Below are 13,792 nucleotides of genomic sequence, written 5' to 3' on the forward strand. Positions count from 1 at the left end.
GGGCCAGTGGAAAAGCGATGGCTGAAAGATAGACAACGCGGCGGGCAAAACTGCCCACCGGTGTTTCAGGAAATTTCACGTCGGAAAGGAGGCAACGCATTGAGGATCGCTTTGCCATAGCGCTGGGTGACCAGCCGCCGGTCGAGCAAAGTGATGGTGCCGCGGTCTTCTTCGGTGCGCAGCAAGCGCCCGCAGGCCTGAACCAGTTTCAGGGAAGCATCCGGCACCGAGATTTCCATGAACGGATTGCCGCCCCGGGCTTCGATCCATTCGGCCAGCGCCGCTTCGACCGGATCGTCGGGCACCGAGAACGGAATCTTGGCGATCACCACGTGCTCGCAATACGCGCCGGGCAAGTCGACCCCTTCGGCAAAACTCGCGAGGCCGAACAACACGCTCGAATCGCCGCCATCGACCCGCGCCTTGTGCTTATTCAGGGTTTCCTGTTTCGACAGGTTGCCTTGAATGAACACTTGCTTGCGCCAGTCGCGGTCGAGACCGTCGAACACGTCCTGCATCTGTTTGCGCGACGAGAACAGCACCAGCGTCCCGCGCGAGCCTTCGACCAGATCAGGCAGATCGCGGATGATCGCCGCCGTGTGTGCCGCCGCATCGCGCGGGTCGGCGTTCAGGTTCGGCACCCGCAGCACACCGGCGTCGGCGTGATGGAACGGGCTCGGCACCACAGCGGTCACGGCTTTTTTCGGCAGGCCGGCGCGCATGCGGAAGCGGTCGAAGGTGCCGAGGGCGGTCAAGGTCGCCGAGGTCACCAGACACCCATACGCCACGTTCCACAAATTGCGCCGGAGCATTTCCGCCGCGAGGATCGGGCTGGCGTTGACCTCGATGTCGAACAGCGAGCCGCTTTCGGCCAGAGTCAGCCAGCGCGCCATGGGCGGGTTGTCTTCCGGGTCTTCGACGGTGAAGGCGGTCCACAACTCCCAATTGCCGGAAGAACGGGACAACAGGCTGCCGAACAACGGATACCACTCTTCGGCCTGGTTGCTGGCGATACCGATGTTGACCTCACCGTCCATGCCCTCCTTGAGCAGTTCGGTCAGGCGGGTGAACACGTCGGTCAGACGGGCGAAGCCTTTCTTCAGTTCGATGCCCATTTCGCGCATGTGCTCGGGAATCACCCCGCCGACGAAACGGTGACGCGGCCGTTCGCGGCCTTCGACGTCTTCGCCGGGTTTGAAGTCGGCAACTTGCTCGCAGGCGGTGAACATGAACTGCTGCTGGGTCTTGATCTCTCGCGCCAGCTCCGGCACCTGTTCGATCAGCTTGCCCAGGTCGCCCGGCAACGGGTGTTGGGCCAGCAGTTTGGTGAGGTTCTTGGCGGTGGTTTCCAGCCAGTCGGCGGTGGAACGCAGGCGTGTGTAATGGGCGAAGTGGCCGATGGCCTTGTCCGGCAGGTGGTGGCCTTCGTCGAACACGTAGATGGTGTCGCGCGGGTCTGGCAATACGGCGCCGCCGCCCAGGGCCAGGTCGGCCAGGACCATGTCGTGGTTGGTGACGATGACGTCGACTTTGCCCATGCCTTCGCGGGCCTTGTAGAAGGCGCACTGGCCGAAGTTCGGGCAATGGCGATTGGTGCACTGGCTGTGATCGGTGGTCAGGCGCGCCCAGTCTGCGTCTTCCAGGGCCGTGGACCAACTGTCGCGGTCACCGTCCCACTTATTGCCGGCCAGTTTTTCGATCATGCTGGTGAACAGCTTCTGACTGGCTTCATCGACCTCGATCTTGAAGCCTTCTTCTTCGAACAGCTGCGCTGTGGCAGTTTGTGCGTGGCCTTCCTGAAGCAACATGTCGAGCTTGGACAAGCACATGTAGCGCCCGCGCCCCTTGGCCAGGGCAAAGCTGAAGTTCAGCCCGCTGTTGCGCATCAGGTCAGGCAAATCCTTGTAGACGATCTGCTCTTGCAGGGCGACGGTCGCGGTGGCGATCACCAGGCGCTTGCCCGCAGCCTTGGCCGTCGGGATCGCTGCCAGGCTGTAGGCCACGGTTTTACCGGTACCGGTGCCGGCTTCCACCGCGACAATCGCGGGGTCGCCACTGCGCCGGCCTTCGTCGTCGGTGTCGATATCACCGAGGACTTTGGCAATTTCGGCGATCATCAGGCGTTGGCCGTAGCGCGGCTTGAGGCTCTTGGCTTCGAGAAAACGCGAGTAGGCGCCCTGGATCGTGGTTTTGAGTTCAGTGCTGATCATGAATTTTCGGGCGCAAAAACGCTGGATAAATTTTCAGTAGTTCGGTTCGGCCGCTATCATACCCCGCTAATGAATCCCGCGCAGAACGGAGTACCCGAATGACCGCTTTTAGCCTGGTTTATAGCCTGCATGTCCTCGCCGCACTGGTGTGGGTGGGGGGCATGTTTTTCGCCTGGATGGTCTTGCGCCCCGCGGCGATCACAGCACTGGAGGGCCCTGCCCGATTGAAGCTGTGGGTAGAAGTGTTTCAAGGTTTTTTCCGCTGGGTCTGGGGTGCGGTCGTGCTGTTGCCGGTCAGTGGCGTGATCATGCTGAACCTGAACTTCAGCGGTTTTGAACACGCGCCGCGCTATGTGCAGGTGATGATGGGCTTGTACGTGGTGATGACCGCGCTGTTTATCCGGATTCAGGCGTTGATGCTGCCGGAACTGCGCACGGCCGTTGAAGCGCAGGACTGGCCGGCGGGGGCTGCGGTGCTGGGGAGGATTCGGCGGTTGGTGGGGATTAATTTGCTGGTGGGGTTGGTCGTCATCGTGATTGCTGCGGTGCGGCCAACGATCTAGGCAATCTCACTGTAGGAGCTGCCGCAGGCTGCGATCTTTTGATGTTGCCTTTAAAAACAAGATCAAAAGATCGCAGCCTGCGGCAGCTCCTACAGGGAAAATCGCCAGGCAAGAAATGGATTACAACCGCTGCACCACCACCGAACCCGCCGCGCCGGCAGGCCCCGGTTGCCCGTCGGTACCAGGTTTGCCGCCCTTGCCGCCATCGGTTGTATAGATAAAGCAGCCCTTGGCCTTGCCGCCCGCTCCCGGTTTACCGCCAGGACCCGCCAGGCCACCGGCGCCACCGGCCACTTGCACCTTGATCTGTTCTGCCGGGTAATCACGCGGCACCGCCAGTTTGACCAAGGCCCCCGGCGCGCCTGGTTGACCATCACTGCCGTCGCTGCCGTCGGCACCTCGTCCGGCCTGACCCCAGGTACAACCCGGCGCCTGACCATTGGCTCCGTCGAGGCCGACAAATCCTGGCGCCCCCGCACCACCGCGCGCGTCGACCAGCAATTGCGGTGCGTTCAGGGTCTTGATCTGCAGGTTCAGATTGCGTCCGGAGCGAGCAGCCTTCAGATATGTGCCCGGCGCGCCGCGAGCGGTGATCTGACTGCCTTCGGACAACGCTGCACGGCTGACTTTCAGCTCCAGCGCCTGCTCACTGGGCACTATCGCGATTCGCGCGTCACGGCCCAGGTGCAGTTCGCCAACAGTCACTTCGGTCACGTTCGAGGGAATCAGCAACGTGCCATAGTCCGCCACTTCCAGGCGTTCCAGTTGCAGGGTGCTGGCAGTGTTGGGCAGGCGCATCAACGAGTTGGTTTCGACGCTCACTACCTGAGCGCAGGCCAGTGGGCTGATGAGGGCGGCGAGCAGACAGAGTTTACGCATGGGAAGCCTTAGATGCGGTGGCAGCGGGGATGGTTTGCAGATGGAAAACGCCGAAAATCAAGATCTTCAGGCGATCGACCCAAGGATGGGCGCGACCCTTGAGGCTGCGATTGCACAGCAGCGCTTCAAGCAAATGAAAGATCGCCAGAACACCGCCGGCCAGATTGGTCAGCAGGTGCAGCGGATGGATAAACGGCATGAGCAGATTGACCAGCACCACCGCCCAGAACAGCAGGGTCAACAGCTTCCCCAGCCCCCATATCACCTTCATACGCCCCTCGATGAGAATTATTCTTTGCGCGCACAGTAACGGCTTCCACGCGGGATAAGCCAGAGGGCAAACGAAAAATCTTCATGAAGATCGCCGAATGGCCGTCGAAACGCTGCGAATCCGCGCTCGACGGCTCTATTCCGCGGTTCAGCGATTGATATGCAACTCCACGCGACGGTTTTTTGCGCGACCTTCTTCGGTTTCGTTGTCGGCCACCGGCTGACTTTCACCTTTGCCTTCGCTGGTGAGTTTGCTCGGCGCCACGCCTTGGCTCAGCAGGTACTCGGCAACGCTGTTGGCGCGACGTTCCGACAGGGCCTGGTTGTAAGTATCCGCACCCACGCTGTCGGTATGCCCGATCACTTTGATGCTCACCACGTTGGCGTCCAGCAACTTGCTCATGATCGCATCGAGCTCGCTTTGCGCGGTCGGGGTCAGGTCCGATTTATCGAAGCCAAAAAACACGTCATTGCTCAACGTGATGACTTCAGGCGCAACCGGTTCGGCAGGTTTCACGCTGGCCGGGTATTGCGGCAGCGGGCAACCGTGATGTTCCACAGGCGTATTGGCCGGAGTGTCGGGGCAGCGATCACGGCGGTCGAAAACGCCATCGCCATCTTCATCGCCATCCTGGGCGTAACAGATCAAACCACCGGTCAAGATACCGAGCGCCGCTCCACCGGCCGCCCAACCGGCACTTTCGATAGCGCCCAGACCTCCACCGACCAGTCCGCCAATGAGGCTGCAAATCGGCCAGGTACGTTGATTGAGGGGGGCAGTGCCATCACTGTGAGTAGCGCAACCGGTCAACAGGCTGCCAAGCAGCAGAACCGGCAAGACGGTCCGTGTGAGATTGGTCATGTTGAAAGCTCCTGTGTCACCGGCCAATGCCGGTTACACAGGAGTAAAGACCCGCATCCGCGACTGCACAAGCCGCGGATGCGAGGGACCTAGCGGTTGATTTTGATTTCGGTGCGACGGTTCATCGCGCGGCCGTCAGCGGTTTTGTTGTCGGCAACCGGCTGGCTTTCACCGGCACCGGTAACAGACACGAAGCTGCTGCGTGGCACGCCTTCCTGGATCAGGTATTCAACCACCGAGTGGGCGCGTTTATCCGACAGTTTCTGGTTGTAAGCATCACTGCCCACGCTGTCGGTGTGACCGGTTACCGTCAGTTGGGCGTTAGGTGCTTCCCCTTTCAGGCGAGTGGCGATCTTGTCGAGCACGCCTTTGTCTGCCTGGGTCAATGTAGCTTTATCGAACTGGAAGTGGACATCACGAATGACGATGGTTTCTTCCTTGACTACCACAACTTCTTCAACCACTGGAGCAGGTGCTGGTGGTGGGCAACCATCGGCATCGACCTGTACGCCTCTAGGCGTGCCCGGGCACTTGTCGCGGCTATCCGGCACACCATCGCCGTCTTCGTCGCCATCGCCGTGAACCCAGCAATAGGCGGCAGCAGTACCACCGACAACCAGTGCGCCCCAACCTGCCCACGACGAACTCTCGGTCGCGCCGAGACCCGCACCTACAACACCACCGACCGCCGCACAGGTCGGCCAGTCGGTTTTCTGCAAACCTGCGCAACCAGTCAACACACTGGTTAGCAGAACCAGGGGTAATGCTGTCCGAACTATGCTCATCTAGTTTTCTCCTGAAGGATCGGCTTAGAACCGATTCAGGGAGTAAAGACCGGAGTTTAGTTCTCCGCCAGCAATAGGCCATTGCAGATTTATCCCGTATTCACGGGAGATCGTCACTTTTACGGCAAACCCGCTCTAGGCTCGAACTGGCGGGCAGGCTAGTCTTGGCAGATCTGAGTGAGGATCTTCAATGATTGCAGGTATTTCTTCGCGTACGCCGCAACAGGCGCTGGCCGCTTTGCTGGACCGTTACGCCCCTTCGCGCCTGTTGCTGATCGGCGCCAGCGAGTTCCCCGCGCTCGAAGCTTTCAAGCTCGCGCACCCGGACAGCTGTATCGCGCACGCGGCGCCCGGGCCGTTGCCCGCCGAATTGGCGGCCCGCCGGTTTGACCTGGCGCTGGTGGTCGATTGCCTCGAACACTTGCCCAAACGCGACGGTCTGAATTTGCTGGGCGGCATCCGCAACCTCAACGCCAGCCGAATAGCGGTGTTGGCGGACTTGCCCGCCAGCGGCTGGCTGGAAACGGATTTTTTCTCCCTGGCCCTGCAAGCCAGTGAGCGCTTCCAGCGTGATGATCAAGTGCTGACCCTGTTCACCTATGATCTGCTTGACTACAAACAAGTACCCGACTGGCTCAATTCACGGTTCTGGGCCAATCCGGAAAACTTCGGGAAATATTGGTGGTAACGCAATGAGTACATCCATTTGCCCTTGCGGCAGCGGCACCCTGCTCGACGCCTGCTGCGGTCATTACCATGCCGGTCACCCGGCCCCTTGCGCGCAAGCCCTGATGCGTTCGCGTTACAGCGCTTATGTGCTGGGCCTGATTGATTACCTGGTGGCGACCACCCTGCCCGCTCAGCAGGCCGGGCTCGATCGGCAATCGATCAGCGACTGGAGCGCGCAAAGCACCTGGCTCGGCCTTGAGGTGGAAAACTCGGAAGTGCTCGGCGGCCAGCCGGAACACGCTTTCGTGACATTCACCGCGCGCTGGCACGACGGCAGCGGGGAACACAGTCATCGCGAACGTTCATCGTTCGTGCAGAACGCCGGGCGCTGGTACTTCATCGACCCCACCGTAGCACTCGACATCGGACGCAACGACGCCTGCCCATGTGCTAGCGGGCAGAAGTTCAAGAAGTGCTGTTCGGGGTATTTCGGCGGTTGAGGTGACCCCCTGTAGCAGCTGCCGAAGGCTGCGTTCGAATGCGAAGCACCCGCCAACAGGACAGTGTGGAGTTTCAGGAGAATCGTGTATGCAGGTTTCGCGACTGCTTCGCAGCCGGACGCAGCCTTCGGCAGCTGCTACAGGTTCAAGGGAGAGGAACGACCATGATCACCCGGCGACTCGCACAATGTCTGCTCACGCTTGCCTTTTGTCTGGCGCTCGGCGGCTGCGCGTCCTGGTTCAGCAATGACGAGCCAGACCCCGAGGTGCATCTGGCCAGGGTTGAGGTGGTGCGGGCCAAGCTGCTGGAGCAGCGTTTCATCCTGCACTTTCGCATCGACAACCGCAGCGAAAACGAGCTGACCGTACGCGGCCTGGAATATCGCATTCACTTGGGCGGCATCCTGCTGGCCGATGGCGCGCACGAACACTGGATTACCATCGGCCCCAAGGCCAGCCGTTCTTACCGGGTGCCGATCCGCACTAATCTGTGGCCCAAGGTCAAGGATCTGGTCAAACAGCTGAAAAACCCCGAGCAGGCCATTCCCTATCGTCTGGAAGGTGAGATGGAAACCGGTTTATTCATCGCTCACTACGTGCACCTGGCGCGTAATGGCGTGATAATCCCCGCCGATCTAATTCCGGAGTAACCCCGATGACCCAGCAACCCCATGTCCATGGCCCTGACTGCAACCACGATCATGACCACCATGATCACGACCATGGCCATGTCCACGGCCCGAACTGCGGCCACGCCCACCAGGAACCGGTGCGCAACGCCCTGAAAGACGTCGGCCGCAACGACCCTTGCCCATGCGGCAACGGCAAGAAATTCAAGAAGTGCCACGGCGCTTGATGCTTCGGGCGAAGAGGTTCTTCGCCGGTTGAATCGCCATCGCGAGCAGGCTCGCTCCCACAGGTTTCTCAGCCTGCCTGCAAAATCGTCGCACTACTGACCACCGTCGCATACTCCCCATGCAAATTCCCCAGCGACATCCCGTGCACCTCTTCAGCTGAGCGGGCATGCCCGAAAAAGTCGGCCTTGTCGAAGGTAAAGCACGCATCCTCGACTACCCAGGCATCGAACCCCAGATTGCCCGCCGTACGCGCCGTGGATTCCACCGAGTTGTGGGTCGCCACGCCAACGATGATCAATTGCCCGATCCCCGTCTCGCGCAACAGAGCCTCCAGCCCCGTCGAACAAAACGCATCCGGCACCTGTTTTTGAATCAGATGTTCACCCGACAATGGCAGAAATCGTTCCTGAAACTCCACGCCCGACTGCTGCGGCCAGAACACTGAATCTTCCGATCGCGACAGATGTTGCACATGAACGATTGGCCGCCCGTTGCGCCGCCAATGGCCCAGCAGTTCCAGCATGCGTTCCTCGGCCTCGGGGTTGTTCCGGCGGCCGAGCCTGGGGTGAAGGATGCCTTTCTGTTGATCGATGATGATCAGCGTTGCGTTTGCCGTTAACTGCATATCGACGAATCTCCCTGACCATTGGTCGCTGAACTTATCAGACAAATCCTGAAATAACCTTGTACCCCGCTTGCGCGCCCACCTCCCGCTCACTAACGTAGCGCCTTTACTGACGCTATCCCCGCAGGAGCTTTGCCATGGCCTCGCCAGCCCTTACACATTTTCTACCCCGGTTCGGCGTTGCCGCAGCAGTGGCGGGGGTTTTGAGCCTGACCGGTTGTCAGAGCTTCAACGCCCAGGACACCCTTGCACCGACCTCCGGTGTACAGCCGCTGAAGGGTCTGGCGCAGAATGTTTCGGTGCGCCGCAATGCCATGGGCATGCCGTTGATCGAAAGCAGCACGTTCCACGACGCGCTGTTCAGCCTCGGTTATGTGCACGCCAGCGACCGCATCACGCAAATGGTCACCCTGCGCTTGCTCGCCCAAGGTCGTCTGGCCGAAATGCACGGTGCGGACCTGCTGGACGCCGACCGCTACATGCGCGCCGTCAACCTGAAGAAAAGCGCCGGTGAGCTGTACAAGGCGTCTTCGCCGCGTCTCAAGCGCTTCTTTGAAGTTTATGCTCGCGGGGTCAACGCTTACCTGTTCCGCTACCGCGACAAGTTGCCGGCGGACCTCGCCGCCAGCGGCTATAAGCCTGAATACTGGCAGCCGGAAGATTCGGCGCTGATTTTCTGCCTGCTGAACTTCAGCCAGTCCGCCAACCTGCCGGAAGAGATTTCCGCGCTGGTGCTCGCGCAAACGCTCACCACCGACAAGCTGCCGTGGCTGACGCCGTCCGCTCCCGACGAAAAATTGCCATTGGCCGAAAGCGAAAAGCTGCAAGGCATCAAGCTCAATGGACAAATTCCGGGACTGGTTGACATCAGCAAAGCCACAGGCCAGCTCTCTGACCTGAATCTGCTCGGCGCCACTTCGTCGAACAACTGGGCGATCGCCCCGCAACGCAGCCGCAGCGGTAAAAGTCTGCTGGCCAGCGACAGCCATGGCCCGCTGGGCGTGCCGTCGTTGTTCACCTATGTGCAGATTCGCGCGCCGAAGTATCAAGCTTCCGGCGTGACCATCGCCGGGTTGCCAATGGTGCTGGGCGGATTCAACGGCAAAGTGGCGTGGAGCACGACCAGCGTCATGGGCGACAACCAGGATTTGTTCCTGGAAAAAATCCGCCGCCAGGGCAACGGTCTCGCCTACGAAACCAACGGCAAATGGCAGCCGGCGATCGTGCGCAACGAAACCTATTTCGTCAAAGGCCAGCGGCCGATTCGCGAAGCCGTGTACGAAACACGCCATGGCCCATTGCTCAACAGCGCCCAAGGCCTGGCACAGGGCAGCGGTTTCGGTTTGGCGTTGCAGACACCGAACTTCACTGACGACAAATCTCTTGATGCGTTTTTCGACCTGTCCCGTGCGCAGAGCGTCGAGAAGGCCTCGGACGCCAGCCGCGAGATCCGCGCCATCGCCTTGAACCTGGTGTTTGCCGATGCCAGCAACATCGGCTGGCAAGTCACCGGCCGCTACCCGAATCGCCGCGAAGGCGAAGGCCTGCTGCCCTCGCCGGGCTGGGAAGATCGCTACGATTGGGACGGTTACGCCGACCCGATGCTGCACCCTTACGATCAGGACCCGGCGCAAGGCTGGCTCGGCACCGCCAACCAGCGGGTCATTCCCCATGGCTACGGCATGCAGCTGTCCAACTCCTGGTCCGCCCCGGAGCGCGGCGAGCGCTTGGCCGAACTGGCCGGTGTGGGCAAACACGACACCCGCAGCCTGATCGCCATGCAATACGATCAGACCACGACCTTCGCCGCCAAGCTGAAGAAAATGTTCGAAGCTCCGGGCATGGCCCAGCCGCTCAAACAGGCGATCGAAGCCCTGCCGGTGGCGGATCGTGGCAAGGCGCGCGAGGCGTTGACTCGCTTGATGGCGTTCGACGGCAAACTGGCCCCGACCTCCACCGACGCGGCGATCTACGAGCTGTTCCTGCAAGAAAGCATGAAGCAGATTTTCCTCGATGAACTGGGTCCGGAAAGCAGCCCGGCCTGGAAAGCCTTCGTCGCCAACGGCAAGTTGTCCTATGCCGCCCAGGCCGATCACTTACTAGGCCGCGAAGACAGTCCGTTCTGGGACGATGCACGCACCGCGCAGAAAGAAGACAAACCGGCGATCCTCGCTCGCAGCCTCGCAGCGGCAATTACCGCCGGCGACAGCCAGTTGGGTGGCGATCACAAAGCCTGGCAGTGGGGCAAATTGCATCGCTATGAATGGAAGAACGCCAATGGCCAGACCGTACGCGGCCCGCTGCCGGCCGGCGGCGATCACACCACGCTCAATACCGCCGCGTTCGCTTGGGGTCAGGACTTCAATACGACGCTGGCACCGGCCATGCGCTTTATCGTCGACTTCGGCCAGCCCGAACCGCTGATGGGCCAGAACGCCACCGGCCAGTCCGGCAACCCGGCCAGCCCGAACTACCTGAACAGCATCGATCCGTGGCTTAAAGGTCAGTACCAGAGCTTGCCGATGCAGCCACAGAACTTTGACAAGGTGTACGGAACCAAACGATTGACCCTGACACCGGGCAAATAAGATCAAGAGATCGCAGCCTGCGGCAGCTCCTGCAGAGATCGGTGTAGGAGCTGCCGCAGGCTGCGATCTTTTGCTTTTTGATCTCGGAAAATCGATAGAACTTCTCTCCCCGCGCCAACCTCATAGCTAACAAGTCCCTCCACTGGGCAATGCCATGGATCTTGTCATCGCGCGTCCCGAAGGCTTGTACTGTCCCGCTGGCGATTTCTACATCGATCCGTGGCGACCGGTCGAACGGGCGGTCATTACCCACGCCCATGGCGACCATGCGCGCACCGGCAACCGCCACTATCTGGCGGCGGCCCCAGGTGAAGGGGTGCTGCGCGCGCGATTGGGCCAAGACATCAACCTGCAAACGCTGCCCTATGGCGAGCGGTTGATGCACAACGGCGTCACCCTGAGCTTTCATCCCGCCGGACACGTCCTCGGTTCGGCCCAGGTGCGACTGGAACATGGCGGCGAAGTCTGGGTCGCTTCCGGCGATTACAAAATCGAAGCTGACGGCACCTGCGCCCCGTTTGAACCGGTGCGTTGCGATACCTTCATCACCGAGTCGACCTTCGGCCTGCCGATTTATCGCTGGCCGCCCCAGGCGCAGGTCTTCGCCGAGATCAATCAGTGGTGGCAAGCCAATGCGGCCGAAGATAAGACCAGCGTTCTGTTGTGTTACGCCTTCGGCAAAGCCCAGCGCATTCTCCACGGTATCGACGCCAGCCTCGGCCCGATCCTCACCCATGGCGCGATTGAGCCGTTGAACCGGGTTTACCGCGAAGCGGGCATTTACCTGCCACCCACGATCTACGCCGGCGAAGTCAAAAAGAGCGACCCGATAATGCGCAAAGCGCTGGTCATCGCCCCGCCGTCCGCCGGCGGCAGCACCTGGATGCGTCGCTTCGGCGATTTTAGTGACGGCTTCGCCAGCGGCTGGATGCGCCTGCGCGGCACGCGTCGGCGACGCGGTGTGGATCGCGGCTTCGTACTCTCCGATCACGCCGACTGGCCTGGATTGCTGTGGGCCATCGAACAGAGTGGAGCCGAACGCGTGATGGTCACCCACGGTTCTGTCGCCGTGCTGGTACGCCACCTGCGCGAGCAAGGTCTCGACGCCCAGGCCTTCGATACCGAATACGGCGATGACGAAGAAGAACCGGCGACCACCGAACCCGCGCCGGCCGAGACGCTGCCATGAAGGCATTTGCCGAGTTGTACGCCGAGCTCGATGCCACGACCTCAAGCAACGCCAAACTGGCGGCGATGCAACGCTACTTCGCGCAAGCCGCACCGCAAGATGCCGCGTGGGCGGTGTATTTCCTGTCCGGGGGGCGACCGCGGCAATTGGTGCCGGTGCGCGTTTTGCAAGATTTGGCGGTGGCCTATTCAGGGCTATCGCCTTGGTTGTTCGAAGAGAGTTATCAAGCCGTCGGCGATCTGGCGGAAACCATTTCGCTGATACTGCCCGATGCTCCCCACGCGTCCACTGACGGTCTGGCGACGTGGATCGAAGACAAGTTGCTGCCGTTGCGCGGTGAATCCCCTGAGGTACTCGCCGAACAACTGCCCCGGCTCTGGTCGCAACTGGACCGCACCAGCCTGATGCTCTGCATCAAATTGATCACCGGCAGTTTTCGCGTCGGTGTCTCCAAACTGCTGGTGACCCGCGCGCTCGCATCCATGGCTCATCTGGACAGCAAACGCGTGGCGCAGCGCCTGGTGGGCTACACCGACCTGTCCAACCGCCCGAGCGCCGCCAGCTACTTGAAGTTGATCGCCGCTGAATCGGACGACGAACATGCCCAGCGTGGCGGACAGCCGTATCCGTTTTTTCTCGCCCATGCCCTGTCGCAACCGGTCGAACAATTCGAGGCGGTGCTCGGCCCCGCCAGCCATTGGCAGGTTGAATGGAAGTGGGATGGCATCCGCGCCCAAGTGGTCAAGCGCGCCGGACAACTATGGGTCTGGTCACGGGGTGAAGAATTGGTGACCGAGCGGTTTCCCGAACTGCAGAACCTGGTCAGTTGCCTGCCCGATGGCACGGTGATCGATGGCGAAATCGTTGCCTGGAAAAGCGCTTCACCGGAAACCGAAGACGCCTTCGATCCACAAATGCCGACCTCGCCCGCCGTGCAGCCCTTCGCCCTCTTGCAGCAGCGGATCGGCCGTAAAACCCTCAGCAAGAAAATTCTCAGCGACGTTCCCGTTGTCATCCTCGCTTACGACTTGCTGGAGTGGGCAGGTGAGGACTGGCGCAATCAGCCGCAAGTGCAGCGGCGGGCGCAACTGGAGCAGCTCATTGCCCACTGCAATCACCCGGCGTTGCTGGTTTCGCCACTGTTGACCGGCGAGGACTGGTTCGATCTCGCCCGGCAGCGCGAAGCGTCTCGTCGGCTCGGCGTCGAAGGCATGATGCTCAAGGCTCGCAACGCACTCTACGGCGTGGGTCGAACCAAGGATGTGGGCGTCTGGTGGAAATGGAAAGTCGACCCGTTCAGCGTCGACGCCGTGCTGATCTATGCGCAGCGCGGTCATGGGCGCAGGGCCAGTCTTTTCAGCGATTACACCTTCGCGGTCTGGGATGGCCCGCCCGACGCCAGCGAGCGCACACTGGTGCCCTTTGCCAAAGCCTATTCCGGACTGACCGATGAAGAAATGCGTCAGGTCGACAGCATCGTGCGTAAAACCACCGTCGAAAAATTCGGCCCGGTGATCAGCGTCAAACCGAGCCTGGTGTTTGAACTGGGTTTCGAGGGCATTGCCCTGTCCAAGCGGCATAAAAGCGGGATTGCGGTGCGGTTTCCGCGAATGCTGCGTTGGCGCCAGGACAAGGCGGTCGAAGAGGCTGACCATCTGGGAACACTGCAGGATCTGCTCGGGTAATCGGCTTCCCGAAGAACCAAAAGAGTGCGGGTCTTCCACGGCGCCCGTTTTCGTGCACTAATCCCATCCCGGCGATTTCCTGAATGCCTGTTAAACGCTTGTTCGGCACT

General features: G+C 60.9%; 14 protein-coding genes. 8 read left to right on the forward strand and 6 right to left on the reverse strand.

Annotated features, from left to right (window positions below; all coding sequences use genetic code 11):
- Positions 1 to 65: 65 nt before the first annotated feature.
- Positions 66 to 2,210: an ATP-dependent DNA helicase DinG gene (gene dinG, locus ACM110_RS12645; RefSeq protein ID WP_416128029.1), complete on the reverse strand. Its 2,145-nt coding sequence runs from the start codon at positions 2,208 to 2,210 to the stop codon at positions 66 to 68.
- A 98-nt stretch (positions 2,211 to 2,308) separates the two neighbouring features.
- Here dinG and ACM110_RS12650 point away from each other — a divergent pair, with 98 nt between their 5' ends.
- Positions 2,309 to 2,773 carry a CopD family protein gene (locus tag ACM110_RS12650; protein WP_416128030.1) on the forward strand — a complete coding sequence of 155 codons (465 nt, stop codon included), beginning with the start codon at positions 2,309 to 2,311 and terminating at the stop codon, positions 2,771 to 2,773.
- Between the two features lie 120 nt (positions 2,774 to 2,893).
- Here the strand turns inward: ACM110_RS12650 and ACM110_RS12655 are convergent, their stop codons facing one another.
- From ACM110_RS12655 to ACM110_RS12670, 4 genes are all read right to left on the reverse strand, one after another.
- Positions 2,894 to 3,652, reverse strand: coding sequence for a collagen-like protein (locus ACM110_RS12655; RefSeq protein ID WP_416128031.1), 759 nt, complete (start codon positions 3,650 to 3,652; stop codon positions 2,894 to 2,896).
- On the reverse strand, positions 3,645 to 3,923 hold the full coding sequence (locus tag ACM110_RS12660; protein WP_416128032.1) for a DUF1145 domain-containing protein: 279 nt from the start codon (positions 3,921 to 3,923) through the stop codon (positions 3,645 to 3,647). The genes ACM110_RS12655 and ACM110_RS12660 overlap by 8 nt, the downstream gene beginning before the upstream one ends.
- A 147-nt stretch (positions 3,924 to 4,070) precedes the next feature.
- Positions 4,071 to 4,784: an OmpA family protein gene (locus tag ACM110_RS12665; protein WP_416128033.1), complete on the reverse strand. Its 714-nt coding sequence runs from the start codon at positions 4,782 to 4,784 to the stop codon at positions 4,071 to 4,073.
- A gap of 89 nt (positions 4,785 to 4,873) precedes the next feature.
- Positions 4,874 to 5,569: an OmpA family protein gene (locus ACM110_RS12670; RefSeq protein WP_416128034.1), complete on the reverse strand. Its 696-nt coding sequence runs from the start codon at positions 5,567 to 5,569 to the stop codon at positions 4,874 to 4,876.
- A 190-nt stretch (positions 5,570 to 5,759) separates the two neighbouring features.
- Between ACM110_RS12670 and ACM110_RS12675 the strand changes: the two genes are divergently transcribed.
- From ACM110_RS12675 to ACM110_RS12690, 4 genes are all read left to right on the forward strand, one after another.
- Positions 5,760 to 6,257: a DUF6231 family protein gene (locus tag ACM110_RS12675; protein ID WP_416128035.1), complete on the forward strand. Its 498-nt coding sequence runs from the start codon at positions 5,760 to 5,762 to the stop codon at positions 6,255 to 6,257.
- A gap of 4 nt (positions 6,258 to 6,261) precedes the next feature.
- Positions 6,262 to 6,738, forward strand: a complete 477-nt coding sequence (locus ACM110_RS12680) for a YchJ family protein (RefSeq protein WP_416128036.1) — start codon at positions 6,262 to 6,264, stop codon at positions 6,736 to 6,738.
- Positions 6,739 to 6,902: 164 nt separating this feature from the next.
- A complete protein-coding gene (locus tag ACM110_RS12685; RefSeq protein ID WP_416128037.1) occupies positions 6,903 to 7,388 on the forward strand; it encodes an LEA type 2 family protein in 486 nt (161 codons plus the stop codon).
- A 5-nt stretch (positions 7,389 to 7,393) separates the two neighbouring features.
- Entirely contained in the window at positions 7,394 to 7,594 is a 201-nt protein-coding gene (locus ACM110_RS12690) for an SEC-C metal-binding domain-containing protein (RefSeq protein WP_034146774.1), read from the forward strand.
- A gap of 68 nt (positions 7,595 to 7,662) precedes the next feature.
- On the opposite strand, the gene ACM110_RS12695 is transcribed toward ACM110_RS12690, so the two are convergent.
- The gene (locus tag ACM110_RS12695) at positions 7,663 to 8,220 is read right to left on the reverse strand and encodes a cysteine hydrolase family protein (protein ID WP_416128139.1); all 558 of its coding nucleotides are present in this window, start codon (positions 8,218 to 8,220) and stop codon (positions 7,663 to 7,665) included.
- A 137-nt stretch (positions 8,221 to 8,357) separates the two neighbouring features.
- Between ACM110_RS12695 and ACM110_RS12700 the strand changes: the two genes are divergently transcribed.
- The 3 genes from ACM110_RS12700 (at position 8,358) to ACM110_RS12710 (ending at position 13,682) form a co-directional block, all read left to right on the forward strand.
- Positions 8,358 to 10,808: a penicillin acylase family protein gene (locus ACM110_RS12700; protein WP_416128038.1), complete on the forward strand. Its 2,451-nt coding sequence runs from the start codon at positions 8,358 to 8,360 to the stop codon at positions 10,806 to 10,808.
- A 154-nt stretch (positions 10,809 to 10,962) separates the two neighbouring features.
- Positions 10,963 to 11,997, forward strand: a complete 1,035-nt coding sequence (locus tag ACM110_RS12705; protein ID WP_416128039.1) for a ligase-associated DNA damage response exonuclease — start codon at positions 10,963 to 10,965, stop codon at positions 11,995 to 11,997.
- Positions 11,994 to 13,682, forward strand: coding sequence for an ATP-dependent DNA ligase (locus ACM110_RS12710; protein WP_416128040.1), 1,689 nt, complete (start codon positions 11,994 to 11,996; stop codon positions 13,680 to 13,682). The genes ACM110_RS12705 and ACM110_RS12710 overlap by 4 nt, the downstream gene beginning before the upstream one ends.
- Positions 13,683 to 13,792 lie beyond the last annotated feature (110 nt).

The sequence above is a fragment of the Pseudomonas sp. NFX98 genome (assembly GCF_047784845.1).
Taxonomy (GTDB): domain Bacteria; phylum Pseudomonadota; class Gammaproteobacteria; order Pseudomonadales; family Pseudomonadaceae; genus Aquipseudomonas.